26 protein-coding genes are annotated in these 25621 nt (G+C 41.9%); 6 read left to right on the top strand and 20 right to left on the bottom strand.

The features are described 5' to 3' along the window. Positions 1 to 91: 91 nt before the first annotated feature. The gene (locus FET73_RS03710; protein WP_154222556.1) at positions 92 to 877 is read left to right on the top strand and encodes a M48 family metallopeptidase; all 786 of its coding nucleotides are present in this window, start codon (positions 92 to 94) and stop codon (positions 875 to 877) included. Between the two features lie 16 nt (positions 878 to 893). Here FET73_RS03710 and FET73_RS03705 read toward each other — a convergent pair whose 3' ends face one another. Next, a complete protein-coding gene (locus tag FET73_RS03705; protein ID WP_154222555.1) occupies positions 894 to 3461 on the bottom strand; it encodes a hypothetical protein in 2568 nt (855 codons plus the stop codon). A 52-nt stretch (positions 3462 to 3513) separates the two neighbouring features. Beyond that, positions 3514 to 4308, bottom strand: coding sequence for a hypothetical protein (locus FET73_RS03700; protein WP_154222554.1), 795 nt, complete (start codon positions 4306 to 4308; stop codon positions 3514 to 3516). 81 nt (positions 4309 to 4389) lie between these two features. Here FET73_RS03700 and FET73_RS03695 point away from each other — a divergent pair, with 81 nt between their 5' ends. From FET73_RS03695 to FET73_RS03675, 5 genes are read left to right on the top strand one after another with little or no spacing between them, the layout of a single operon-like run. Continuing rightward, positions 4390 to 4875 (top strand): asparaginase domain-containing protein, encoded by a 486-nt coding sequence (locus FET73_RS03695; RefSeq protein ID WP_154222553.1) that lies wholly within the window; start codon positions 4390 to 4392, stop codon positions 4873 to 4875. Then, positions 4876 to 5493: an L-threonylcarbamoyladenylate synthase gene (locus tag FET73_RS03690; protein WP_154222552.1), complete on the top strand. Its 618-nt coding sequence runs from the start codon at positions 4876 to 4878 to the stop codon at positions 5491 to 5493. 25 nt (positions 5494 to 5518) lie between these two features. Then, the gene (locus tag FET73_RS03685) at positions 5519 to 6364 is read left to right on the top strand and encodes a segregation and condensation protein A (RefSeq protein ID WP_154223076.1); all 846 of its coding nucleotides are present in this window, start codon (positions 5519 to 5521) and stop codon (positions 6362 to 6364) included. Positions 6365 to 6367: 3 nt separating this feature from the next. Next, positions 6368 to 6970: an SMC-Scp complex subunit ScpB gene (gene scpB, locus FET73_RS03680; RefSeq protein ID WP_154222551.1), complete on the top strand. Its 603-nt coding sequence runs from the start codon at positions 6368 to 6370 to the stop codon at positions 6968 to 6970. Then, positions 6960 to 7826: a pseudouridine synthase gene (locus FET73_RS03675; RefSeq protein WP_154222550.1), complete on the top strand. Its 867-nt coding sequence runs from the start codon at positions 6960 to 6962 to the stop codon at positions 7824 to 7826. The genes scpB and FET73_RS03675 overlap by 11 nt, the downstream gene beginning before the upstream one ends. 55 nt (positions 7827 to 7881) lie before the next feature. Here the strand turns inward: FET73_RS03675 and FET73_RS03670 are convergent, their stop codons facing one another. From FET73_RS03670 to FET73_RS03585, 18 genes are all read right to left on the bottom strand, one after another. Continuing rightward, positions 7882 to 8496, bottom strand: a complete 615-nt coding sequence (locus FET73_RS03670; RefSeq protein WP_154222549.1) for a rhomboid family intramembrane serine protease — start codon at positions 8494 to 8496, stop codon at positions 7882 to 7884. A 3-nt stretch (positions 8497 to 8499) separates the two neighbouring features. Next, complete coding sequence (locus FET73_RS03665; protein ID WP_154222548.1) at positions 8500 to 8967, bottom strand: SixA phosphatase family protein; 468 nt, start codon at positions 8965 to 8967, stop codon at positions 8500 to 8502. Beyond that, the gene (locus FET73_RS03660; protein WP_154222547.1) at positions 8964 to 9935 is read right to left on the bottom strand and encodes a hypothetical protein; all 972 of its coding nucleotides are present in this window, start codon (positions 9933 to 9935) and stop codon (positions 8964 to 8966) included. The genes FET73_RS03665 and FET73_RS03660 overlap by 4 nt, the downstream gene beginning before the upstream one ends. Before the next feature lie 3 nt (positions 9936 to 9938). Then, positions 9939 to 10469 carry a gamma carbonic anhydrase family protein gene (locus FET73_RS03655; protein WP_154222546.1) on the bottom strand — a complete coding sequence of 177 codons (531 nt, stop codon included), beginning with the start codon at positions 10467 to 10469 and terminating at the stop codon, positions 9939 to 9941. A gap of 57 nt (positions 10470 to 10526) precedes the next feature. Next, complete coding sequence (locus FET73_RS03650) at positions 10527 to 12284, bottom strand: hypothetical protein (protein ID WP_154222545.1); 1758 nt, start codon at positions 12282 to 12284, stop codon at positions 10527 to 10529. Position 12285: 1 nt separating this feature from the next. After that, complete coding sequence (locus FET73_RS03645; protein WP_154222544.1) at positions 12286 to 12735, bottom strand: NfeD family protein; 450 nt, start codon at positions 12733 to 12735, stop codon at positions 12286 to 12288. A gap of 1 nt (position 12736) precedes the next feature. Beyond that, positions 12737 to 13657 carry an SPFH domain-containing protein gene (locus tag FET73_RS03640; protein ID WP_154223075.1) on the bottom strand — a complete coding sequence of 307 codons (921 nt, stop codon included), beginning with the start codon at positions 13655 to 13657 and terminating at the stop codon, positions 12737 to 12739. A 139-nt stretch (positions 13658 to 13796) separates the two neighbouring features. After that, on the bottom strand, positions 13797 to 15146 hold the full coding sequence (locus tag FET73_RS03635; protein ID WP_154222543.1) for an ATP-binding response regulator: 1350 nt from the start codon (positions 15144 to 15146) through the stop codon (positions 13797 to 13799). Between the two features lie 56 nt (positions 15147 to 15202). After that, positions 15203 to 15679, bottom strand: coding sequence for a Rab family GTPase (locus FET73_RS03630; protein WP_179952092.1), 477 nt, complete (start codon positions 15677 to 15679; stop codon positions 15203 to 15205). Beyond that, positions 15679 to 17475 (bottom strand): hypothetical protein, encoded by a 1797-nt coding sequence (locus FET73_RS03625; RefSeq protein WP_154222541.1) that lies wholly within the window; start codon positions 17473 to 17475, stop codon positions 15679 to 15681. The genes FET73_RS03630 and FET73_RS03625 overlap by 1 nt, the downstream gene beginning before the upstream one ends. 8 nt (positions 17476 to 17483) lie before the next feature. Further along, positions 17484 to 17876 (bottom strand): hypothetical protein, encoded by a 393-nt coding sequence (locus FET73_RS03620; RefSeq protein ID WP_154222540.1) that lies wholly within the window; start codon positions 17874 to 17876, stop codon positions 17484 to 17486. 11 nt (positions 17877 to 17887) lie between these two features. Continuing rightward, positions 17888 to 18562 carry a response regulator transcription factor gene (locus tag FET73_RS03615; protein WP_154222539.1) on the bottom strand — a complete coding sequence of 225 codons (675 nt, stop codon included), beginning with the start codon at positions 18560 to 18562 and terminating at the stop codon, positions 17888 to 17890. A 140-nt stretch (positions 18563 to 18702) separates the two neighbouring features. Beyond that, on the bottom strand, positions 18703 to 20070 hold the full coding sequence (locus tag FET73_RS03610) for an aldehyde dehydrogenase family protein (RefSeq protein WP_179952091.1): 1368 nt from the start codon (positions 20068 to 20070) through the stop codon (positions 18703 to 18705). Between the two features lie 8 nt (positions 20071 to 20078). Beyond that, positions 20079 to 22232 carry a sensor histidine kinase gene (locus FET73_RS03605; RefSeq protein ID WP_154222537.1) on the bottom strand — a complete coding sequence of 718 codons (2154 nt, stop codon included), beginning with the start codon at positions 22230 to 22232 and terminating at the stop codon, positions 20079 to 20081. Beyond that, positions 22229 to 22783: a DUF4390 domain-containing protein gene (locus FET73_RS03600; protein ID WP_154222536.1), complete on the bottom strand. Its 555-nt coding sequence runs from the start codon at positions 22781 to 22783 to the stop codon at positions 22229 to 22231. The genes FET73_RS03605 and FET73_RS03600 overlap by 4 nt, the downstream gene beginning before the upstream one ends. Further along, entirely contained in the window at positions 22780 to 24042 is a 1263-nt protein-coding gene (gene rsmB / locus FET73_RS03595) for a 16S rRNA (cytosine(967)-C(5))-methyltransferase RsmB (RefSeq protein WP_154222535.1), read from the bottom strand. Before rsmB ends, FET73_RS03600 begins: the two co-directional genes overlap by 4 nt. Next, positions 24039 to 24965, bottom strand: a complete 927-nt coding sequence (fmt, locus tag FET73_RS03590) for a methionyl-tRNA formyltransferase (protein ID WP_154222534.1) — start codon at positions 24963 to 24965, stop codon at positions 24039 to 24041. The genes rsmB and fmt overlap by 4 nt, the downstream gene beginning before the upstream one ends. Then, positions 24962 to 25579: a thymidine kinase gene (locus FET73_RS03585; RefSeq protein WP_154222533.1), complete on the bottom strand. Its 618-nt coding sequence runs from the start codon at positions 25577 to 25579 to the stop codon at positions 24962 to 24964. The genes fmt and FET73_RS03585 overlap by 4 nt, the downstream gene beginning before the upstream one ends. Positions 25580 to 25621 lie beyond the last annotated feature (42 nt).

Genomic DNA, 25621 nt, shown 5'->3' with positions numbered 1-25621 from the left:
TGCTCGTGTGTTCAAATGGCTGTTACATGTTTTGACATCTATCACACCATGGCTTGTGTAAAATAGACGTTTTAAACAGATTGGATTCGCCATGAACAAATTGATCATCATAGCCTGTGTTTTTTTAACCGCTTGTGCGACTTCACCGACAGGGCGGCAACAGCTAATTTTAGTTGGAGACAGCCAAATGACACAAATGGGGATCACTTCTTTTCAAGAAATGAAAACGTCCCAGACAATCAGTAGAGACCGTGAAGTGAACCAATATGTTCAATGTGTCACCAATGCCATTTTAGATGTCATGCCTCAAGGTGGGCAAGATTGGGAAGTGGTGGTTTTTGAAGCGCCGAGTGCGAATGCCTTTGCACTCCCTGGTGGGAAAATTGGTGTTCATACTGGCTTATTGGCTGTAGCTGAAACGCCAGCACAATTGGCGACTGTTATCGGTCATGAAATTGGGCATGTGTTATCTCGTCATGGTGCAGAGCGGGTTTCGCATCAATTAGCCACACAAACTGGATTACAGCTGGCAGATGTCATGGCCAGCCAAAAGATTGAAGGTTCAACGGAACGTCAGATGTTAATGCTTGGGCTGGGTCTGGGTGCACAGCTGGGTGTTTTGTTACCTTATTCTAGAGAGCATGAGTCAGAAGCCGATGTGATTGGGCTGGATTTGATGGCTCAAGCGGGGTTCAATCCACAAGAAAGTGTGTCGCTGTGGCAGAACATGGACAAAGCGTCAGGCAGCCAAAGGCAGCCACAATTTATGTCGACGCACCCCAATCCACAAAAAAGAATCCAACGCTTACAAAGGCGTATGCCTAAGGCCTTGCCGTTGTATCAAAACAGTGGGCGAAAGCCAAACTGCCAACTGTGACAGGCTCTGTAATGATTTAATTCGGGCTGAATTGAATGGCTTGTTTGAGCTGTTGTTTACTGCTACTGAGGTTTCCAGCGGGCAAAGGCATTGATAACTGTGTCCAGATGCTTTGGTGTTTGAAAATCAGTTCATCTCCTTTGTTGAGCATGTCTAATAAATTTGATTGGTTTTCAAATGCTAATTTGAAGAATGCCTCGTCCATCAAGCGCTGATTGCCTTTGAGAACAGATCGAATTTCAGGTTGTAAGTACAATTGTGGAAACAATGACTGAGTCATTTTGTTAAACAATTGGCGTTCTGTCAGGTATTCAAAAACGGCGAGAGACAAGGCGGAATCATTGATTCTGGCGGCGTTAGAATACATCAGTTTTCGGTAAATTTGTTGTTGTACTGCATTGTTATGACGTAAAAAGGCTTCATTCACCGATTGTTTCACTTCTGTCATTTCGTCATAGAATAAAATGGCTGAGTGGTTTTCGTCAGCAAATTTACTTTGCCAGTTCTCTCCATCAGACCAATTGTTATCAATAACGGTGTTTATATTGGTGCGTTGGGCTGTTAAAAAAGTCAGGCGATTGGGAAATAAGCCATATGTGCCTCGTTCTAACTGGGTGTTTATTTGCTTTCCAACGATAGGTAATGGACAGTCCATGTTCAAAACCTCTTCTGAATTCTCTCCAAATAAATACAAATGTCGGGTTTCTCCCTCAATCAGTTTAGTGAAAACGGTTTGTTCTTGGTATTTACCGGTTAATTGTAACGACAGTTGACCAGTAAAATTGGCTATGCTGTTGTTGTTTAAGTGTGTGGGTTCGGTTTGGCGCTGCTTCCATTCGACTTGGTCATAGCACAGTTTTAATTCACCTAAACCAAACTGTTGAGCCATTTTAAGGTGGTTAGGAAACAGGTCCAGCAAGGCTGTACTGGCGGGTAACTCAACAAAAGCACCACAAGCTTTGGCAACATCACAGGGTGATATTTTGATGTTGTCAGAGGCCAGTTGTGTGTATTGATTGACGGGTTGAAAAAAATCAATCTGACTGTTTTCAGCCAGGTGCGAGTCACGGTAGATTTTTAATTGATCATTGATCGCCGCTTTGAGTTTGAGCCATTGTGTTTTGACGGTTTCAAATTGATTTTGAAGCACTTGATTTGATACCAAACAGTCAGGGTTTCTGTAGATGGCTTGACCGTTTTTGTATAAACTGACCAGTTGGTTCTTATCCGCCCAAGATGACATCAGGCCAGGCCACCTGTCGTGCAACCAAGCCATTGATTCGGCGGCCAATGTCCATTCAACAGGATTCGCTTGTAATTGCATGGATTTCTGACAGCTCTCATCACTGTCAGTACTCATGGCGAGAAAGTTGATGATTTGAAAGTGTGGTAGCTCCAGGGCCCTAGACAATGCCAAAGCGCCATCTAATCTAACCAGTTTACCCGAAAGAGCAGAGTTGGTTGCCCGCTGAATGCCCCATTGAGCAAATTCATTAACACAGCTTTGGAATTGTTTTTTTGCCATGGCGGGCTGTGGGTTGGGTGTTTCTTCGGCGCTTAAATTGAGGCAAATTTCTAAATTATTTTTTATGTCTTGGCGCAAAACATGGTTGGCATAATCTGCGGCTTGCTCCATTTCCCACACCAGCTCAAAAACTTTCAAATTTAAACTTTCATTGAAATGATCAGGGTTTTTAAATTTTTCAGGAATTTGGTTCAAAATTAACAGCATCAATGGGTAAATGCGGTTATCAATAGCTTCAATTTCAGCTTGATTGTTTTGCCAAACCTCTTGGGTGTTATCAATGACCTGTTGGAACTGTAATTGTTGGTCAGCTGTCAGCAACTGTGTGCTGTTTTCTGACAATTGGTAAATTTCTAACCAATCGTAAAAAAGAGATAACCAACGGGCATTTTGGATATGGTATTGAGCCCTGAGTAAGGCTGTTTGAATCGGGCTGATTGTGTTGTCCCATGCCTGACTGCTGATGGTTTCAGACAAGGGTACTTCGCCTTGAACGGCTTTTAAAACTTGGTACAACTGGCTGGTTTGTTTGTTTTTCTTTTGCTTAGGTACAATCCATTGGAAATCAGGGATTGTTAACCAAGTGGCAGAACCATTCATGTTTGACATCAACTGCTCCCAGTACAGAGGTAAGTTGATGTAATAACTGAAATAGTCACTGGCTGAAGTTTGTTCGGCGTCAGTTTCAAAAGCAGGCAGCAAAGGCAGGTCTACCAATCGCCAGTCATCCAGATCCATGCCATCACTGAATTGAATTAAAAACTGGCCAGCAGTCAGGTGTGAATTAATTTTAGGGAAAGATGGGATTGGCCTTATTTCAGTGTCTAAAGCATCTTCCCATTGGCTGGTCAACTGTTCATTTGACGCAAAAGAAGTGGTCATTTTCCAAGCGGTTTGAGTTAAATGTACCGCTGTTTTAATGTCTTTATTTTTTTGTAAATAGCGTGCGATGTCATGTGCATCTTGTGTTGTGAACTGAGGCTTAACTGGCTCAGTTGTTTCTTGTGCACAGGTGATGAAACTCAGTGTTGTAAAGCAAATTAACCAATATATTTTCATGGTGAAATTGTACCAAAGCGTTAACTGTTTTGTATTTGATTTGATGATTTATTTATTTGTTCTTAGATTTCTCGTATTGTCTTGCCACGACTGGAGTGTGGTATATGGTCCATAAAGCAGCAGACAAAGACAAAAAAGACAACCAAATCAAGTGGCGCCATTCAGTTGACATGGATTGTAGGATGTGAATTTCATTAACAAACACCGTTTCACAAGCACCGTTCCCTGTATCAGTTCTTGTTGTGCTTGTACCTCGTTCGTATCCCATGGGGTTGACATAGTGAGACAGCCAACCTTTGATGTGTATTTGGTCGCCAATGCGGATGCGGTCGATTGCTGACCTGATGTTTTCATCCGTTGCCAATAGGTGGTTATTTGAGAGTTGGTTGTGATTAAAATCTTCCCAAACTTGGTGACTTGACGCACCATAATTGCATGTGAATTGCCCATTGCTGAACTCCATAGCTTTAAGCAGCTGGGGGTCAGCCGAGGTTCCCCAGACAACACAAAAGTCAGCCACATTTAAATGGTCCTTGTTGAGGTCATGAATCATGGTGCTTCCATTGGCATCATGCAAGCGATAAGAAACCACCAATCCATATATTTCATAATCGTATTTGGGGATGACTTCAAATGTTTCTTTATTATATTCTGTCAAAAAGGCCGGACGGTTTATAGGACTTTGTTTTGGCTCTGATGAGAGTTCGGGTAAGGCTTTCAGTGTTTGTGTAAAATCATTGCGTTTGTAGATTGAGACAGCAAAGATGATAAAACTGATGAGGGCAACATAAGGCGCAGCAAATTGAAATGAGCGGTTCATGGTGGCTATGTTACTATAAGCTGTCATACAAAAATTGAATAATCGCCATTCAAATTGTGTAAAAAGACATTAGAATAGCGAGTTGAAGCAAACGTTTACAGGAACAGCATGAAACAACTGAAAATCATCACCACAGGTGGCACGATTGATAAAATGTATTTTGACGATTTGAGTGAGTATCAAATTGGCAAGCCAGTGATAGGTGAATTGTTACAATCATTTCATGTAGGCTTTGATTTCGAAGTGGTGCCGTTGTTAAAAAAAGATTCAATCTATATCAATGACGATGACCGCGACTTGATTCGCAAAGTGATTGAAAAATCAGATGAAACACACTTTCTCATCACGCATGGCACAGACACCATGGTCGATACAGCCAAATATTTACAAGGTATAGAAGGGAAAACCATTGTTATGACGGGCGCTTTGACACCCGCGAGGTTTAATTCTACTGACGCCATTTTTAACATAGGCTGTGCTGTATCTGCGGTGCAAACCCAGCCTCCCGGTATCTGGGTTATTATGAGTGGGCTGGTTTGGGATCCGATGAAAGTGCGAAAAAACCGTAAAGCCAACCGTTTTGAGGAGGCTTAAATGGCAGATATTTTAAGGGTTCATCCAGACAATCCTCAGCCCAGAAGCATCAAAGCAGCGATTGCATCTGTGCGAAATGGTGGGTTGATTGTGTATCCAACTGATTCAGGTTATGCGATTGGTTGGAGCATGGATAATGTAAAAGCTGCAAAAATTGTCAGTCAAATTAAAGAAATAGACGCACAACACCACTTCACGATGATGTGCGGGAACATTTCTCAGATGACCGAATTTGTTTTGGTGGATAATGTGGCTTTTCGTTTGATTAAACAACACACACCTGGTGCTTACACTTTTATTTTAGAAGCGACTCGGCGCGTGCCTAAGAAATTACAGCATCAAAAGCGTAAAACCATTGGTGTCAGAATCGCAGACCATGCTGTGGTCAGTGCTTTATTGGAAGAGTTGGGCGAGCCCATGATGACATCGACACTGGAATTCCCTGACATAGACATGTATGAATTGGATGTTGATGACATCAATTTAAAAGTCGGCAACAGGGTTAATAGCATCATCAGTGCAGGCTATACTGCACAAGAACCCACCACAGTGATTGATTTATCTGAAGGTGAGGTTAATGTGATTCGAGAAGGTAAAGGGCCGGTAGATTTTGTCTGAATCAGAGCAAAATACTAAAGACCCAATGGGTGTTGATATCGAAGCTATTGATGCTGAGGATCATGCAGCACCATTACCAAAAGAACCACAACAGCAAGAAATGCCTTTCGCCGTTGTTGAAGGTCGGCCTTACACCACGATGCCAACAGACCTCTATATACCGCCAGATGCTTTGGAAGTGATTCTTGAGGCTTTTGAAGGACCTTTGGATTTATTGCTTTATTTGATCAGGCGACAAAATTTAGACATTTTACATATCCCCATTCTGGACATCACCAAGCAGTATGTGGAATACATAGAGTTAATGCACAAGCTGAACTTTGAATTGGCAGCAGAGTATTTGGTGATGGCAGCGATGTTGGCAGAAATCAAATCTCGAATGTTGTTGCCTAAGCAAGAAAGTGAAGAAGAAGATGAGGCAGACCCGAGGGCTGAATTGATTCGCAGACTTCAAGAGTATGAACGTTTTAAGCAAGCGGCAGAAGAGATTGAACACATGCCGAGATTGGATCGAGATTTTATGGTGGCTTCGGTTTATGTTGATAAACAAGGTTTTCAACGCGATGATGAAGCCATAGACTTGCGTGATTTAATGATGGCATTCAAAGAGGTGATGGCACGGGCAGATTTGAAAGTATCTCATGAAATCGAGCGAGAAGTACTCAGCGTTCGAGACCGCATGGCGATAGTATTAGAAGCTTTGCTATCAGAAAAAATGGTGCGCTTTGGTTCGCTGTTTAAGAAGTCAGAAGGTAAGCAAGGTGCTTTGGTGACTTTTTTGGCTATTTTAGAACTATTGAAAGCACAATCTTTGGAATTGGTGCAAAATACAGCCTTTGGTGAAATTTATATCAAAAGTGCGGGGCAATGATCAATGGAAGTAACTGAGCTAAAATATATTCTAGAAGCGGCTTTGTTAGCCACTGATGAACCTTTGAGCATCAAGAGACTGTTACAGTTGTTCCCAGAACAAGAGTTGTCAGCTAATGACATCAACCAAGCCATACTGTCTCTCGAATCAGATTATTCTGGGCGTGGTATTGAATTGAAAAAGTTGGCCAGTGGTTACCGTTTACAAACCACGGAAGTCATGCAGCCATGGTTGCAAAACATGTGGCAACAAAGGCCCAAAAAATTATCAAGGGCTTTGTTAGAAACCTTGGCCTTAATCGCTTATCGTCAGCCCATAACGCGTGGTGAAATTGAAGAAGTACGCGGTGTGGCAGTTTCAAGTAAAATCATACATTATATGATGGACAAAGAATGGATCAGGGTTCTTGGCTATCGAGACGTGCCAGGAAAGCCTGCCATGCTTGGGACAACCAAAACATTTTTAGATTATTTTAATTTAACTTCGCTGCAAGATTTGCCGTCTTTGGCAGCGATCAAAGACATAGAAACCTTAGAACCTGAATTGGCTTTTGAAGCCACTGATTCTGAGCAAGAAACACAGGAAAGTGAAGCAGATGAAGAATAAAGACGACAAAAATCAAACTACTGAAGGTGTTGTTGATGACAGTCAAATTGATGAATTAGTTGAGGTTGAACCCACTGAGCGCATTCAAAAAACATTGGCCAGGTGTGGCTTGGGGTCGCGAAGACAAATTGAATCGGCAATTAAGTTGGGTCAAATCACGATTAATCGAGAGCCAGTTACCTTGGGTCAGAAGCTTTTGGTTGGTGACAAGATAGGTTGGAAAAACCGCGCTTGGATAGTTGAGCTAGAAGTGATGATGCCTAAGGTATTGATGTACCACAAGCCTTTGGGTTTGGTGTGTACTAAACGTGATGAGAAGGGCCGACCTACGGTTTTTGATAAGCTGCCACAAGTCAAAGGAGAGAAGTGGATGAACATTGGCAGATTGGATATCAACACGACAGGTCTGTTGTTATTCACGACTGACGGCGATTTTGCCAATCACATGATGCACCCCAGCGCCAATATTGACCGTGAATATGCATGTCGTATTTTTGGAGAAATTAAAGAAGACGCAGTGAAAAATTTATTAGCTGGTGTTGAGTTGGAAGATGGTGTGGCAAAATTCAGTGATGTTCAGGCCGCTGGCGGTGAAGACACCAGTAACAAGTGGTTTCATGTGGCTTTGATGGAAGGTAAAAATCGAGAAGTTCGAAGGCTCTGGGAATCACAAGGTGTTCAGGTTAATCGTTTGAAGCGGGTCAGGTACGGCGGTGTCTTTTTACCAAAGAATTTACGACAAGGAGATTGCAGAGAGTTGAATGCCAAAGAGTTGGCTTTACTTTTTAAAGATTCATCTTATGAGCCTGCGACCCAAAAACTGGTGGTCAACTCACTGCGTAAAGGGCGCGCTTAGTAGACCAAAAGCTGTGAATAAAGGCCGTGACCTTATCAGGCCACGGCTTTTTTTATTACCATTTAAAAGGTGGTTTCTTTCGCCAATATTGAATCAATAAAAACCCAGTTATAGCGCCACCTAAGTGAGCCAAATGGGCGATACCATCTTGTCGGGCAGCCAAGCTGCTATAGACAGACATGCCTGCAATGATCATGACAAAGTATTTGGCTTTGATGGGTATGGGAGGCAAAACCAACATGATGGTATGGTTAGGCCACATCATGCCATAAGCAATCAACAACCCATAAACCGCCCCAGAAATACCAATGGCTGGATAGGGACTGAACAATGCATTGGCCAAGCCTGAGCCAAGTATGCAAGCAATGATAAAAATGGCATATCTTTTTTCTCCCCAGTAATGTTCGATTTGAGAGCCAAACATCCAAATAGCGAAGCCATTGAAAAATAAGTGCATTAAATTGCCATGCAGCAGGGCATAGGTTATCAGTTGCCAAGGATAAAAGTATTCACTTTGGATGGGAAACAGCGGGAAATACCTGTGAATAATGTATACGCCATTTTGAGTAATGGCTTGCAATAAATTTTCTGCCACAAACATCACCACGATGGCAATCAAAACATTTCTGGTAACTGTGGGAATATTTGCAATGGGGTTTTGATTGTTCATTTTTTAGTTTGGGAGAAAAATTTGTTGAGAATGTGCTGGTAATTTGAGGCCATCACTGGCTATTTCAAGGATTAAATGACCGGTGGTGGCAGGTGTAAAGCCCTGTGACTGACTTTGTGTCAGGTATTGATGAAGTTGACTGATTGTCGGGTTGTGTCCCACAAGTATCAAGTTTTCTGCTGCATGTTCTGTAATGACATCACACCAATCCCCCACACTGGCTGAATAAAGATGCCTCAGTTCAATGGTTTCAAAGGCGGTTAATGATTGGCAGATGTTTGCTGTTGTGCTTAAGGTCCTTTGAGCCGCAGACGTGATGATTTTTGTTTTCCCGTTGAGGATGTTTTGTGCAATAAATGTGCCCACTTGAGACGCTTGATTACACCCTGATTCTGAAAGTGGTCTACTGAAATCGTCATTTCCAAGAAAAGGAGAGTGACCGTGGCGGACGATAAATAAATTGATGTTCATTCGGGTGCAGGCTTACTCAAGGTTTGGGCTTGTTGGATGAAGTTATTTTTAACCGCTTCAATACTGCTTTGTGCGTCCATGTCTTTGATTGTTTTTGAAATGGCAGTGATTCGTTTGGCATTGCGGGATTTTTCGGGTTGAAAAATGGATCTGGCTGTTTTGGAGTGGAAATGTTGTTGGTCAAAAAAGTAGGCCATTTGTGCCTGTGAAAAAAATTGTTGAGGCGGAATTTTGGCCTTTTGATGACTGACCAATTCATCAAAGACTTTGATGGCAGATTTTGCATATTTATTCAAAGGCAGGCTGACATTGGCTGTATCAATATCACAAGCTAAATAAACCAATTCTTCGTCTTGTTCGGTAAAGCGTAATTGAGCCAGCAGACGGCGAGATAAATTCCCTTGGAAAAAGTTAGTGCTTCTTTTGCCGGCGGTACCAAATGTGCTGGCATGAATCATTGTCATCAAGAGCATCAGTCTATGTGAGTTCCAGAGTGTGCTTTCTGGGTATTGGTTTATCAGTCGTTCTACTTCAATGTAACTGGCGGCCTCATTGGCTCCTACCAAAGATTCATCATCAGCGTCTTTACTTGGTTCGGCTTGGCGTAAATCATGGCTGGCAGCAAACACCGATAAAATGGCGAGTCCTGTGAGTGATAAGTGGGTACTGTGTTGGCTTTGTGTACACCTGACCAAACGCAATAACAATTCATTGATGTGTCGTTCGTTGTGGTATGCCCTGGGATTGGCACTGAGACTGCCATTGCGCATCGCCATTCGTGCATAACAAATCGTTACAACTTCTATTAACTCAGCCAACCAGTGCTTTCCTTTGAACTGAACTTGGGCCCAGTTGTGCCAAATATCTAATTTTGGATGACCATTAGGCAAACAAGCGAGCACTTCTTGTGCTTCGTCAAAAGTCACAATTCGTGATTCAACATCATCTACTTGCGCCACTTCAATCATTGCTTATTCAGTCATGTATTGGTTTTTCAGTTTAACATAATGGTGAGCAGAATATTCTAGCCATTCTATTTGTTTATCCGTCAAGTCTTTGACTTTTCTGGCAGGATTGCCCACCCATAATTCACCGCTTTTGATGACCTTGCCTGGTGGAAGTACGCTGCCAGCGCCCAGCATGCTGTGATGTTCCATTTGTGCCTTGTCTAATATGGTTGAGCCCATGCCAACCAAACAAAAGTCTCCAATGTCACAGGCATGTAGAATCGCGCCATGTCCAACAGTTACGCCTTTGCCTAGGGATAAAGGGCCTCCGTCTTGATCGTAAGGGCCGACATGTGTGACGTGTAGGATGCTGCCATCTTGTACATTTGTTAGGTCTCCAATCACGATGTGATTCACGTCTCCACGTATAACCGTAGCCGGCCAAACAGACACATCTTTGCCCAGCGTGACTTGCCCAATAACTGTTGCAGCCTCGTCAACATAAGCTGAATCATCGATCTTGGGTTGGTGGTGCTTAAAATTTCTGATGTTCATGGTTTTCTAGCATAAAAAAACGCCCTATATCAGGGCGCTTTTAATCAAAGGGTGATATCAGTAAGTCATGTTTGATTCAATGACCAGGCCCTTGTCTGTAAAGTTTAAGCTGCCTTTGGCATCTTTCCAGTAAATCATATTCAAAGTCATGTCCTTTTGGACCATCAATTCTTTTTTGATGTCATCAGGTAGTCCAGGCATTTCGGCCATGGCAAAAACTTGTTCCATGATGCGTTTGTAACCTTCGCCAGAAGCACTGAATGTCATGAGTTTATTGGCACCTTCTGATTTGACTAATTCGCTTAATCCACCACCGTCTTCATGCCCAATTGATAAGCCAACTGTGTTATCTGTTAATGCACCATAGAAAAATTCTGCATCGAAAGGGATGTTTTTACCAGACACTGGCAATTTATCTCCTAAGTGAACCAATGAGCCATCCGTATTTAATTTGACTTCAGCCAATTGGGGTATCATCATTTGTGCCATGCCCAGCATGCCTTGGGCTTCGTCAACGGCGAGTAAAACTTGTGCTTTAAAACTTTCAACGATTTTCTCTGGTTGTCCGGAGTCAACAGCTGCTGGATTAAGTTTTAAGTCATCCATAGAAAAATTGAAACCTTTGAAATTACCTACAAATGGAGGAATGGGTTGATTCAATTGTGCTTGCATTTGAGAGGCATTTTGATTCAGTTGTACTAAATGTTCACACTGGTAAGGTTTTTCGACCAATCGTTGTACATATTTAGACGCTACTTTTTTCGCAGCCAATAAATCAAAGCTCATGCCAAATGCAAATGCAGACTGGGTATTACCTGCTGGTACGCGTCCGGCAATTGAGGCCAAATCACTGCCAATTTCTGTATCAGTTTCCAAGATAAACTGTGTGTTAAAGCTGTCATCAGTCATGCTTGTGATACCCGCAACCATACGAGGCATGTTGCTAACCAAGCCAGTAAACTCAGTTTTACACTCACTTGATAGCATGTTGTCTTCAATTTGCATGAAATTTAACATGGCCGAATTGTGTTGGCCTGGGTTTATAAAATAGTCGGCAGCAGCCGCCATGTCTATGACCATCATGTCATTCAGCTGAAAGCCATACTTATCTTTGACTTGGTTCATGATGGTGCTGTCTTGAACCAACGAGGTTTGTGGTTTTTCTAAGCCCATCAAAACGTTTAACATTTGATCTTTGATGGGAGTGGGTGCCAATGACATAACCAAGTAATCGTTATCCAAACCAATGAATACAGTGGCTTGATCCGCTGCTAATTCACGGACTTTCATGCCGCTCACTTCACTGGCTGTGAAAGGGATGTCAAATTCGCCTTGTGCTTCCGTCAATAAAGCTTCGAGTTGATTGTCAGCAGATAATTTAATCCTTATGACTGGGAATAAATCAACCGTATACATAGCCAATTGAGATTCCATCATTTTGAAACCCAATTTTGACATGTCGCCGTTATTAAACCATTTGTCGATGAACGGTTTGACTTTTTGTTCTATGGCAGCTTGATCAGTACCACCTTTTTTCATTGCCGCTTCTAAACCTTCATCTATCATGGTTTTCATGTATTCGCTCATGTTGCCCATGTATGTATCCATGGTTTCGATATAGCGCTTAGGATACTGGTTGCTGCTTATGCCACTTAAAGCCAATAAAGGTGTGTCACTGGGGATGTAGTTCAAAATATCAGCCTGTGGGGCTGTGGCTTGAACAGGCGCGACTGCTGTTGTTTTATTTTCTGCATTGTCGTCAGAACAGGCGACCAATGCGCTGGCCATACAAGCCATGGTTAATATTTTTTTCATCTTATGCTCCAATAATTTCTACAATTAATTCTGTGCCTTCAATGCCAGTGACTTTGACCTTGGTATCAACAGGGGCGTCGTTACCTCGGACTTTCCAAGTGGAGTCATCAACATTGATTTTACCTACGCCATTTTCGATGGCGTGGCTGAGTTGAAATGTTCGGCCAATATATTGATGGCCACGTTTGTTTAAGTTGGGTCTGGTTGAGGTTTTATCTCTTGTTAGGTCGTATTTATGCCAAGCAATAACCGATAAAATCGAAACCACAGTGAATACCAGTATTTGCATTTCCCAACCAAATCCAAACACCCACAATAAAGCGGCGGTGACGGCAGCTGCAAAGCTGATCCATAACATATAAACCGTTCCCACCATCATTTCAATGACCAGCATCACAACGGCGATGCTGAGCCAATGCCAAGGTGTCATGTTAACTATATTCTCCATCATATCAAGATGCCTTATCGTCTTTCATGCCTTTGGCCAATTCTGTGATGCCCGCCAATGAACCCAATATTTGGGTCGCTTCCATTGGTAAAATCATGGTTTTTTGATTAGGAGAATCTGCAAACTTGCCAAAAGATTCTAAGTATTTTTGAGCAACAAAATAGTTAATGGCATTTACGTCGCCTGCTGCAATCGCTTTTGAAACCATGTGCGTTGCTTTGGCCTCTGCTTCTGCAGATCGTTCACGGGCTTCAGCTTCACGGAAAGCGGCCTCTTTCAAACCTTCGGCTTCTAAAATGGCGGCTTGTTTACGACCTTCAGCTTGTAGTATGTCAGATTGTCTGTGACCTTCAGCTTCCAAAATTTCGGCACGTTTTTCACGTTCTGCTTTCATTTGTCTGGCCATAGACGCAACCAAATCATGTGGTGGTTTAATGTCTTTGATTTCAATCCGAGTCACTTTAACACCCCAAGGTGATGTGGCTTCATCAACAACAGCCAATAAACGGTGGTTGATTTCATCTCGTTTAGATAAGGATTCGTCTAAATCCATGGCGCCCAAAACCGTACGTATATTGGTCATGGTTAAGTTTAAAATGGCATACTCTAAGCGATTCACCTCATAGGCTGCTTTAACGCAATCTAAAATTTGATAAAACACCACGCCATCAACTGTAACAACCGCATTGTCCTTAGTGATGACTTCTTGTGATGGGACATTGGCTACTTGTTCCATCATGTTAATTTTTCTACCGATGCGTTCAACGAATGGCACTTTCAGTCCCAATCCAGGTGGAAACACCCGTTTGAATTCACCAAATCGTTCAACAGTATATTCAAAGCCTTGGGGTACGATGACAAAGACGCTTTTCAAAAAAACAATGCCGAAAACGGCCAAGACCACATAAAAATAGTTTACTTCCATAGATTCCTCCAATAATTTATAAGGCATGGTAAAAATTGAGCAATGATTTTAAACCAGGCAGTATTAAGTTGTAACGCGTTTAACTCTAATTATGATAAATGATTGGCAGAAAAATAGCATGTGCCATTAGTGACACGCATCAATTCAGCAAGGCTTGGGTCAATTGTGATTGGTTTAATGGTTTTGATAACACTTGGTCAAACCCTTTTTGGTACAAAACTTCGATTTGATTTTTGTTGGGATTACCTGTCATGACCAATACTTTATCAGCCAATTGCTTTAGGAGGTTAATGTGATCTTCAGCTTGTCCATCTGATAAATTTCTGTCTGTTAAGACCACGTCAAACTTTCTAGTTTTATATTTTTTTTTGACTTCTTGCCAACTGGCAGCTTGATCAATGTCTAGGTTAAGTTGATGTAGATAATAAGCAAACAAGCGGCGTAAATCATCATCGTCTTCTATTAATAATACCTTTTGTGTGCTGTGTTTAAACTCAGGGTAGGCGATTCTAAAGCAGCTTCCTTTATCAGAGCTGTATGCTAAAGACAGTGTCAAATTCATTCCTTCTGCTAACATTTTTGCAATTGCCAAGCCTATACCTGAACCTTTGGCGTGCCCTTGTCGTTCTCGCTGCCAGCTTTGGAACAGTTTATTTTGAAAGTCAGGGCTTATTCCTATACCGGTATCAATAACATCAACGGCCAGTCCTTTAATTCCTGCCTGTACTTCGATATGTATTTTACCCACTTCTGTGTATTTGATGGCATTGCTTATCAGATTGGTAAGGATTTGTTGCCATTGTGCCTTATGGGCATACAGTGTAACTGACTTGGGACAGTTGATTGTAAAAGCCAAAGCCTTAAAGCTTGCCAGTGGCGATAAGCTGTCATGGAGATCGTGCAATAAAACTGAAAGGTTAAATGATTGCTTTTCTGATACCGCTTCATTTTTATCAATATGAAGTGTTTGTTTTATGATTTCTTGTAAATGATGACTGTTTCTTATGATGACTTCAAGTGCTTGTTCTGTGGTGTTTGGGTCTTTGAGGGCCATCTGAGCATGGCCTTGAATGCTGTTCAATGGTGTGCCCATTTCATGTGACAGCGCAGAGATTAAAAATGATTTGTCCTGATTGGCTTGTTTTAATTGTTGCTGCGCTTTTTCTAAAGCATTCAGCATAATGCGAAGGTTCTGATTTTGAAGTTGTGATTCGAGTGCCACTTGTTGCTTTGTTTGTATTTCCTTAAAGACTTGGTCCTGAGGAATTAAAATCAAATGGTGGCGGGAATTTGCAATATGGTGGTGTAAATCAACCACTTGTTGTTGATTTAATTGATAAAAAGGAATCAAAAAGTTTTCGTCATAGCTTTCAGTCTCTAAGCCAGGGATTAGCGACTGAATCGAGTGGTTAACATTAATATCAGGCAAGATGCTCTTGTTGCCTTGATAGTCAATAATCACGCCACTTTTGTTTATTTCAACCAGCAAGTAATCATGCAGTTGATAATGCTTGAAGAGGTGGTTTTGTATATTTACTGGCAGACTCACTTGAGAAATTGGGAAAGTATAATAAACCCTTTTTCAACATCTTCACCGGTTTTTGCACTGGTCCATATGCTATTGTTTGTCAGTGTTTGAATGACACTGTCTTGCTCACTTCCCCATACCCTTTGGTCAGTTAAGTCTTTTTTATTGATAAAGCATATGCTGGGAAGTTCACTCAGTTGTGGATTGGTTTCTTGGATGGTTGCCAGCGTGCTGACTGATTCAGGGTTGGTAGAGTCAGCTACATAAATTATCCCATGAGTGCCTCTTAAATAAGGTACATAATGATTTTCTTGCTCAAAACCAGCAATGTCCCAAATAATCAGCTTTATATGCTCACTGACAATTTTTGTTGAAATGCTAACGCCTACTGTGGTGTGGTATTTCTCTGAAAAATGATTTTTAACATAACGATCAACTAAAGAAGTTTTTCCTACACCAAAACGACCAACCATACATATTTTTTTTGATAACATCATTGCTTCTCGAACCACACGCCAATTTTTTTGGGGTTTATTTGTTGATTTAAAGATTCACACGCCTCGTTAACTGAATCTGACAATGCCAATGTGCTGTTTGACTCGGATAAAAAGTCATGAACCATAGTCAATCTTTTTTGGTTATTGAGTAGGCTCTCCTCAATTGAGCCTTGACAGTCACTTCTGGCATGTAGGGTGAGTTGCCCTTTTTCATAAAACTGATTAATTTGATTGTCCCACTCAACAATTTTTAAGATTTGTTTTTTATTTTGATCACTCAGTTGTTCTAAGCTGTGAATTAATACTGCCTGGTTATTGATTTGTTCAACGAGGCTCGCTCTATTAGGTACTGGTTTTAATTGTTGGCTGTTGATGTCAGGAAATGATTGTTTTAATCTGCTCAAATACTGATTCCACAAGGTAGCCGGTGTCATTCCTGAGGCGTTGATTTGATTTCCATTTGCTGATAGTTCAACACCTTTGGGTGGCGGATACGAGCTCGTAAATTGTTGTAAGCGTGATGACAAATCTTTGGGGTCATGAGCTGTGGTGTTGTTGATGACCTGGTTGATGCCAGGTAATAGGGTCAAATGATGCCAATCATTTTGACTGTCTTTGGATCTTTCGCCTGAAAGTGTGATGGTCCCTTGTTTGAAGCTGGTATTGATGTTGGCTTGATTGATGTATTGATTGGCCCGTTTTTCAATCAATGAGTCATCAAGCGAATAAAATGATACTGTGTTGAATGTGACATCATTCAAATGTGAAACGACTGACAAAGGGTCTTTAAAGCCTGTGACAAAATATCGATTATCTTTGGACGTGATGTCAGTCACTACCAATCCAGGTATGTTTTTTAACTGATTGAGCTTGTTTGTAGTGTTTTTGTTTTTTTGATATCTGCTGTAGCTGAACCACGCAATCACGAGGGTTAAAATGATTAACCAAGGCCATAAGGTTAATTTTTTTTCGCTTTGTATTTTCTTCTGTATCAGATGCTCAGATAAGTCATGGCGGGCGGCCAGGTGGTTATTCCAAAGGTTTTGGTCTTCAAAATCTAAACCATATTTAAGGTGTACATGGCTTAATAAGTCGGCCAGTTGGATTCTTAACCTGCCTGAGGGCGCGCCTTTAATCAGTGCGGCTAAATTAAACTTATTGCCAGGAAAAACCCACAGTAAATCATCTCCTAATTCTGCAGCCGAAAGTGTTCCCGTATCTGTATGCAGAGAATCGCTGACAAAGTCTTGTATTGCCGTTAGCATGGCTGACATGGCCTCTTTGTCTTGAATCAAATCGCTTTCTTGGCCAGCGTATTCAACCAGTAAGCCAGTTTCTTTATCTATCAGAAAAAGTTGTTGGACTTGGTACTGTATGGTGTTTTCAAAAACAATTTCGCTTAAAGGGACTCCAGAGCGAAATGCTTTCCAGCGCCATTTCATGTATTTAAGTGAAAGCCCTTGCTCCAATGTATTATTGATTTCAGAAATGAACCTGCGCATGGATTGAATGACCGCACTTCTGATGACGGGAGAAATGATGGGTGTTAATAATGCAGTGAGGCCTTTGGGGTCGCGTTTTAACGCGTTGAGGTAGTGTTCTGGTTTACTGCTGGTAAATTTGTCTTGGAAGCTTGGGTTGTTTTTTAACGTTAAGTCACTGGCTTGCTCTAATACTAAACTGAGCTTTTGTGCCAAGGCATCATCATCATTTAACAGTTGACGGAAGGCTGCTAAATCAGCTATTTCGTCTTTGAAAAGCAAAGTTTTCAGCTTTTCATAGTCATCACTCATGTTTTCACTTACTCGGAAATTTTATCGGCCAATTGTTTTAATAACTGTGCCAAATCTTGTTTTTGAGTCAGTCGGCCATTGATGTCTTCGACTTGAGTTTGTAGTTCATTTAAAATGCTGGCTTCGGTATCAATGATTTTATTACTGAGGTTCTTTTCTAAAGCGCTTAAGTGCTTTTCATGATCCTGTACCAATTGATTGAAATGATTCTCATTGTTTTTTTCAGCAGAGGCCAGATTGTTAGTTAAATGAATATTCAGTGCTTCTAGCTGCTTTTTGATACCACTGAATTGGGCGGAGATGTCTTTTTCGAGTTGAGCAAATTTTTTATCAATCTTTTTGGTTTGCTCACCAAAGAGAATGTCCCTAATTTGATCAACTGAATTGTTTTTTTCTGTCATGATGTCTCCTTTTAAAGTTTAATCAATCGGTAACCTTTGTGGTAAATTGAAACCAATTTCCAGCCACTGTTACCATCTAAATGAAGTTTCTTACGCAATCTACTGATGTGCGTGTCTACTGTGCGAGTTGATAATGAAGGTGATTTAGACCATATGGACTCTAATAAAACATCTCTACTTGTGATTTGGCCTTCATTGCCAAAAAGGAACTTTGCCAGCTGATATTCCTTTTCTGTGAGTGAAATGACTTCGTCATTCATGTTAACTTCATTTGTGGTATCTAAGAATTCATAAGGGCTGGTGTCTGTGTTCTGAGACACTTTGCTGTAACGTCGAGAAACTGCTGAAATTCTCGCCATTAATTCCGCTTGTTTAACGGGTTTGGTTAAATAGTCATCAGCACCCAAAGTCAGGGCTTCTACTACGGCTTCTTCGCTGTTTCGTGATGAATTGAAAATGATGGGAATGCTTTCATGGCCATTAGACTTAATCCAGCGCATGACATCCAACCCTGAAATGCCAGGAAGGTTCCAGTCGAGTAACAACAGGTCGGGTTGTTTGACTTGTAATCGATCAATCAGTTCGCGACCGGTTTCAAAAACTTCACTGACATGGTTTTTTTCTTTCAGCCACAATTGCAACAGCAGTGCTTGATCAGTATCGTCTTCTAGTATGTATATTTTCATTATTTAAGTTCAGCTTAAGGGAAAGCGGCCCATTGTTGTTTTGTTATTCTGCCACAAAAGTTTATCATTTCAAACACTTAGTGTTGAATCTGTAAGTTTTACTTTTAAATTCAGTTTTTAGAAATGAAAGTTCAATCATTTTATAACATGTTGATAAACTTTTGTTTCAGCTTGGTGAAAGGTGCACGGGCCATAAAGTTAAAGTTCAGTCTGGATTGGTAATAGACTGACTTCATGTGACTCATGGCTTGAAACCCTTGATGGCCATGATAAGCGCCCATTCCGCTGGCTCCCACGCCACCAAATGCCAACCCTTCTTGTGCAAACTGCACCAAAGTATCATTGATGGCGAGGCTGCCAGAAATGCTTTCTTCTCTCACTTTTTTAATGGTTCGAGGGTGGTTGCTGAAAAGGTATAAGGTCAATGGTCGTGCCCTTCGGCTAACATATTGAAGCGCGTCTTCAATCGTATCTATTGCAATTATGGGCAGTATGGGGCCAAATATCTCTTCTTGCATCAATGGACTGTCCGCAGCCGGTTCATCAACCACTACTGGTTTCATCATTCTGCCAGGTGCATCTGTACCAAGTGGTGCGAAGATTTGGTCTTCTGCAATGCCATCAAGCAATTTATTTAAGCGGTTGTGATGTGATGAATTAACAATGTGACTGTAGTCCTTGCTAGCCGTGATGTTAGGATAGGCGGCTTTAATTTGCTGTGTCAGTGCATTGATGAGTGCCTTCTTGCGGTCCTTATGGATTAAAATATAATCGGGTGCTATACAGGTTTGACCGGCATTAAACCACTTGCCCCCAACTATGCTTTTTGCGGCTGCTTTCAAATCGTATTTGTCGTCAATGAGTACAGGTGACTTGCCACCCAGCTCAAGTGTTACTGGAGTTAAATGTTCTGCTGCATTGCGCATAATGATTTTACCTACCTGAGTGGAACCTGTGAATAAAATGTGATCAAGTGGCAATTGACTGAACGCACTGGCCACACTGACATCACCCAGGACTACATACACTTCGTCATCATGAAAAACATCGGCTATGATTTTATGGATGAGTAGTGACGTTTTGGGCGTGACTTCGGATGGTTTTATCATCACGCGGTTACCGGCACTGATGGCGGCCGCTAACGGTGCCATGACTAAATTAAATGGGTAGTTCCATGGTGCCATGATGCCAACAACGCCTAAAGGTTGAGGCGAAATTGCGCACTTTGAAGGATAAAATTTCCAATTGCTGTGCCTGGTTTGTGGCTTGACCCATTGATCAATGTGTTTTATGTTGTGGTGAATTTCTTCTAAACTTACCATGATTTCTGCCAACAAAGTTTCATTGGCGCTGCGGTGTTCAAAGTCTTCACTTATGGCTTGAATGATTTTGGATTGCTGTTGTTTGATGCAGCGAGCTAATTTTTTTAATAACAAACTGCGTTTCGGAACTTCCAAGGGTGGCAGTTGCTTCATTTGTTTTAATTTTTTTTGAAGTTCGTTTTTCATGGACATTCCTATGCTATGGGTAAAAAGAGGTCGATCAGCGCGCCTTGGTCATGGTTTTTAACGCTGATTTCACCACCGTGTTCTTCTACTATTTTTTTAACGATTGCCAGTCCTAAGCCAGAACCACGTGTTTTGGTTGACTCATAAGGCTCAAAAACTTGAGATAAATTTTCTTGTTTAAAACCATGACCGTTATCTTGGATTGAAACTTGCAAGCGATTGTCTTTTTGTTGGGTAGTGATGTTAATTTTTACCTCGCCTTCATCAACACTTTCTTGTGCATTTTTTATCAAGTTGGTGAGCAGCTGCGTCATTCGCCCTTTATCCAAAAGTAAGTTAGGTTCTGGATGCGCCAGTTGCACTTCAAAATGTATCCCTGGGTGAGAAATGGAGTACAGATCAACGACCTCATTGATGAGGTCGTTCAAGCCACCTAATTCTTTTTTCAATTCTGGAGGTTTGGCATAATCTGAAAATGCATTGACCAACGTTTTCAAGTTTTCTACTTGAGCGACTATGGTTTGAGTGGCACGATTCAAGATTTCATCTTCATCTTTTGACAGCTTACCTTCAAAACGCATTTGCATACGCTCTGCGGACAGCTGAATAGGAGTGAGTGGGTTTTTTACTTCATGTGCCAAGCGGCGCGCCACTTCACTCCATGCGGCATCTCTTTGTGCTTGGTTGATGATGGTTTGGTCATCAAAAACCACAACATGCGCGCCGCCTTCAATTTCATCATGACTGATGTGGCTACCTCGAACCAATAAAATTCGACGGAGAGAATCTTCCGCGATCAAAACCTCTTGTTGCCAATGAGGTGTCTTTGAGCTGACCTTGCTTTTGATTAAATCAACCAAAGGTGTCAAAGTTGGGTTTTTCATTGCCAAAAAGTCTATGTTTTGATTAATTAGACTTCGGTCTGCTAAATGCAAAATCCTGTTAGTACTTTCGTTACTTAATCGAATCAACTGATCTTGGTCGATACTGATGACACCACTGGAAATGTGTGACATCACTTTTTCTAAGTAAGTTCTTTGTCCTTCAGCATCAGATTGTGCACGGTGTGCCAACGCACTGGAACTGGCAATTTCTGTCGACATGCTGTTGAATGATTGAACCAAAAATCCTAGCTCATCGTTTGACTCAACAGGGATGATGCGACTGAAATCACCTTCGGCAATGGCCTTCGTGCCTTCTGACAGTGATTTAATGGGTGCCACCAAGCGACGAGCAGATGAAAAGGCGCGCAACATCGCCAGAAATACACTGATCAAAAGGACCACTGTTAAAATAATAACAAAAGTGTTTTCTAACTGCTGTCGTTGGTACGCTTGTTTGTTGTATTGGTGGTATTGGGTTTCGATATTGTGTGCCAGTGATTCATATTCACTAGGTACAGAGAACAGTGCTTGTAAAATACGTTTTTGACCTATGTTTAAACTGGTTTTATTATCAATGGGCAGGGCGACACGAATTTGAAGCTCGTTTTTACCATAGGGTTCAATGCGAGCATAGTTTCTGCTATTCCCCACTTCGTTGATTACCCTGCTGGGCAAGACAGGCTGTTGAAATTTCAGTGGGTCAATTTGACTAGAAGCCAGCATTTGACCGTCGCTGCTGTGTAAGCTCAATGCAGAAGCCTGGCTTTCATCGAGGATTCGATCGAGGTAAATGCTTTGGCTCAGTGGGTCAATTTCTGCCAATTGAGCGGCCATGTCTTTGCCGTCGTTTAAGTGTGTTTTGGTTTGTGTGTCGAGAAAAATTTGTCCCAATTCAATGGCATCTTCCAGCGCGCTGTCTGTTTCAACATTGAACCAAGTGTCAATGTATTGAGTGACCAACAAATTGGCGAAAAAATAGACCACAATGACTGGTGGCAAGGAAAGGCCCGCAAACATCAATACCAGCCTTGTGGTTAATTGGATGCCTGGTTCATTTTGTTTTCGCCTGATGATCAGCCACACAATGCGTTGTAATATTAAAACCACCAATACCACGACGGCCAAAACTGACGCTCCAAACAACCACAAATACATGCGATTGAATTGGTCAGAACTTTGGATGGCAAAAATTAAAAAATACAAAGCCAAAAGCAACGATGCCACCAACATCAGTAAGGGAATCGATTTGGTCAGTAGTTGCTTGAGTTTGGCGTTCATGGGCGTTGTGCTGACTTGGGTTTGTCCAAAGGACTTTCAAACCAGTCTGACTTGAATCTCCAGTCGTTTGATAAGAGCACTGGAAGTTGCATCGCTGAAGGTAAAGCCCCCGCATCCAATCGCAAGCGGGTAGAAAAATAGTCAGTTTCTTGGGCCAAATTTAAAGGCAGCTTAAATTCTGTTCGGCGTTCTATGTGACGCCACAAATCAGCAAGAGAAACAAAGCTGTTTCTTTCGTCATTGTCCGTGTTGTGAAGTTGATATTGGCCACTGAGTGAGAAGTACCGCACCTCAAAAGTTTGTTGGTGCTTACTGATGGTGTTGTCAAACCAATAGTCTCGGCTTTGGCGGCTGTGTAACTTGGCAATCAAAGACAGCACAATGCCACTGTTTATGGCTTCGTTAATCACTTCTGAGGCCGTTATGTTGTAATGTGGGTTGACTGTTAGTTGGAGCGCACCCCACTGAGTTTCTATGCTTTGAACTTGTATGTCACCGGCTTGAGAATGGGTGGACAAGATGAGACAAAAAATGAAACCAATAAACCTCATTCGCAACGCTCCAATAGGCAGTAATAAAAACCATCCATTTCATCTGTACCTGTGATGATTTGTTGCCCGTGCTTCCCGACAACCGCTCCTGGAACAGTGATAGGTATTTCTTGAAAGTGCGGGTGGGACTTTAAAAAGCGAGCCATCTGGCGTTCATTTTCAGCCTTAAACATAGAGCATGTGGCATACAGTAACTTGCCTTTGGGTTTTAATATTTCGGCATGGGCATGCAGGATGCATTGCTGCAAGTCGACCAATGGTTTGATATGACCCGCTTGGCGCATCACTTTCATGTCTGGGTTTCGCCTGACTACGCCAGAGGCACTGCAAGGCACGTCCAACAAAATTTTATCATAAGCATGACCATCATGCCATTTGTCAGGACGCTCAGCATCGGCAACCAGCAGTTGATTGGCTGACAAGCCCAGGCGGTGCAAGTTGTGTTCAACAAGTTTCATCCTATCAGGATCTAACTCGAGGATATCAAGGATGATTTGTGGTTGGTATTCAAGCAGGTGACAACTTTTCCCGCCGGGTGCTGCACAGGCATCAAGTATTCTTTCCCCTGCTTGAGGGTCTAACAAGCTGGCAGTAAATTGAGCCGCTGCATCTTGAACAGAAACGTCGCCTTGCTTCAATAGTTGGCCAATATCAATTGATGCATCTTCACATAACCAAGCTTGTTTCATTGATGCATGCGGGCGGCCAGGTGGTAAAGCTGCATCCGGGTTTTTGACTCGCAGCCACAAAGGTGGCTTTTGGTTGTTGGCATGCAAAATCTGGTCTGCATGTTCTGGCCAGTCTTTTCTGAGTTGCTTAATCCACCATTCTGGGTGGTTGTGCTTTTGTGAAGCTGTTTGAGGTTCAAATGCAGTGTCATTCAGTGCTTTCTTTAACACTTTATTGACCAGCCCTGTGGCCCAATGCTTTTTCAACTTTTTACATGCTTTGACGGCTTCATTGACAGTTGCATGGTCAGGTGCGCCCATGACAAATTTTTGTGTCACACTGAGGGTTAATATCAAATCCACCAACTGGTCTTTGATGGCTTTAGGCACAAATTTTTGCCACCTTGCTTGCATTTCCTGAAAATGACGCATGGTTTGGTAGCAACAGTTTTGAATCCAAGCTTTGTCTTGTTGGGGCAAGTCGCTGGGTAAAACTTGTATTAAAGCAGGTTTGATGTGTTGGTGTTTATAGCACACTTGATATAGCACTTGGCAACTGAGTACCCGGTTGTTTTTTGATGTGTTCTTCATGTGTACCACAATGGTTTACTGACCATCAATGCGGTGATGGGCATGCGCTTTTTCCCCGGTTTTTGAATTTCGAGTAAAGACAATTGGCCAGGGTGGCATTGTATATGCAATTGTTTTTTATCTGCAAAGGCTATGTCTCCAGAGTTTTTTGTGTTTTCATTGTTTGTTGTGACGACCTCAGCTTGCCAAATTTTTAAGCCTTCTCCTGCCACTTCACAGCTGCTACCAGGCCAAGGTGTGAATGCACGAATCTGTCTTTCAATCACTGCTGCAGGTTGGTGCCAATTAATAACAGATTCTGATTTTTGTAATTTATGTGCGTAGGTTGCCAGGTTGTTGTTTTGAGGCTCTGCTTTGCCTAATGTTTTGTTTTCAAGCGACTGAATACAATCAACAATGGCCTTTCCACCCAGGTCGCTTAAGCGATCATGCAAGGTTTGGGCCGTGTCTTGAGCATCGATGTCAGTGGAATAAATCCTATAAACAGGCCCAGTATCTAGCCCCGCTTCCATTTGCATGATGCTGATGCCGGTTTTTTTGTCACCTGCCAAAATGGCCCTGTGTATAGGTGCCGCTCCGCGCCAACGAGGTAAAATTGAAGCATGTATGTTCCAACAGCCGTGTTTGGGCATGTCCAAAATTACTTGGGGAATGATCAGACCATATGCCACTACAACCATCAAATCACATTTAAAAGAGGCCAGCAGTTCTTGTGTAACCTCACTTTTAAGGTTTATTGGCTGAAATACCGGGATGTCATGCTTTTCTGCTTCTAGTTTGACGGGCGTTTTTTGCTCTTTTTGTCCCCTGCCTTTGGGTTTGTCTGGCTGAGTGAATACGGCTTGGATGTGGTGTCCAGCGTTTATCAGATGTTGAAGTGCTGTAACGGAAAAGTCAGGCGTGCCACAAAAAATAATATTCATATGTCGTCCAATGGTAATGAAATTTGTGAAGGTTTGATGCTGCCTTCGTCATGAAAAATTCTTTTGTATTCAGCGCGTGAAACGGAAACATACCTTTCATTGCCACCTATTTGAATTTGAGCGCCCGTTTTAATGGCTTTGCCGTCATCATCAATCCGCACCACCATGGTGGCCTTTTTACCTGTATGACAAATGGTTTTCAATTCTTTCAACTCATCAGCCCATGCCAAAAGGTATTGGCTGCCTTCAAATAATTCTCCTTGAAAGTCAGTGCGTAAACCGTAGGCGAGAACGGGTACGTGTATTTGGTCAACAATGTCACCCAGTTGAAAAACTTGTGCTTTGCTTAAAAACTGTGCTTCATCCACCAAAATACAATCAACCGGTGGCTGGCTTTTCACCAAGTCGTACAAATCTTCACTTTGATTGAAAATAATTGAAGGTGCAGAAAGCCCAATCCTTGACGTGACGACACCTTGACCATACCGGTCATCAATGGATGAAGACAATATCAGAGAAGTCATTCCTCGTTCTCGGTAGTTGTGACTGGACTGCAATAAGTGGGTTGTTTTACCGGCATTCATTGCTGAATAATAAAAATACAGTTTGGCCATTGTGGCAAATTTCGGGTTGATTGAAACAGGCATTTTACTACA

The sequence above is a fragment of the Marinicella rhabdoformis genome, from assembly GCF_009671245.1.
GTDB classification, from domain to species: Bacteria; Pseudomonadota; Gammaproteobacteria; order Xanthomonadales; family Marinicellaceae; genus Marinicella; species Marinicella rhabdoformis.
The sequence above is the reverse complement of the archived record's forward strand: the minus strand, read 5'-3'. Positions and strand labels throughout refer to the sequence as shown.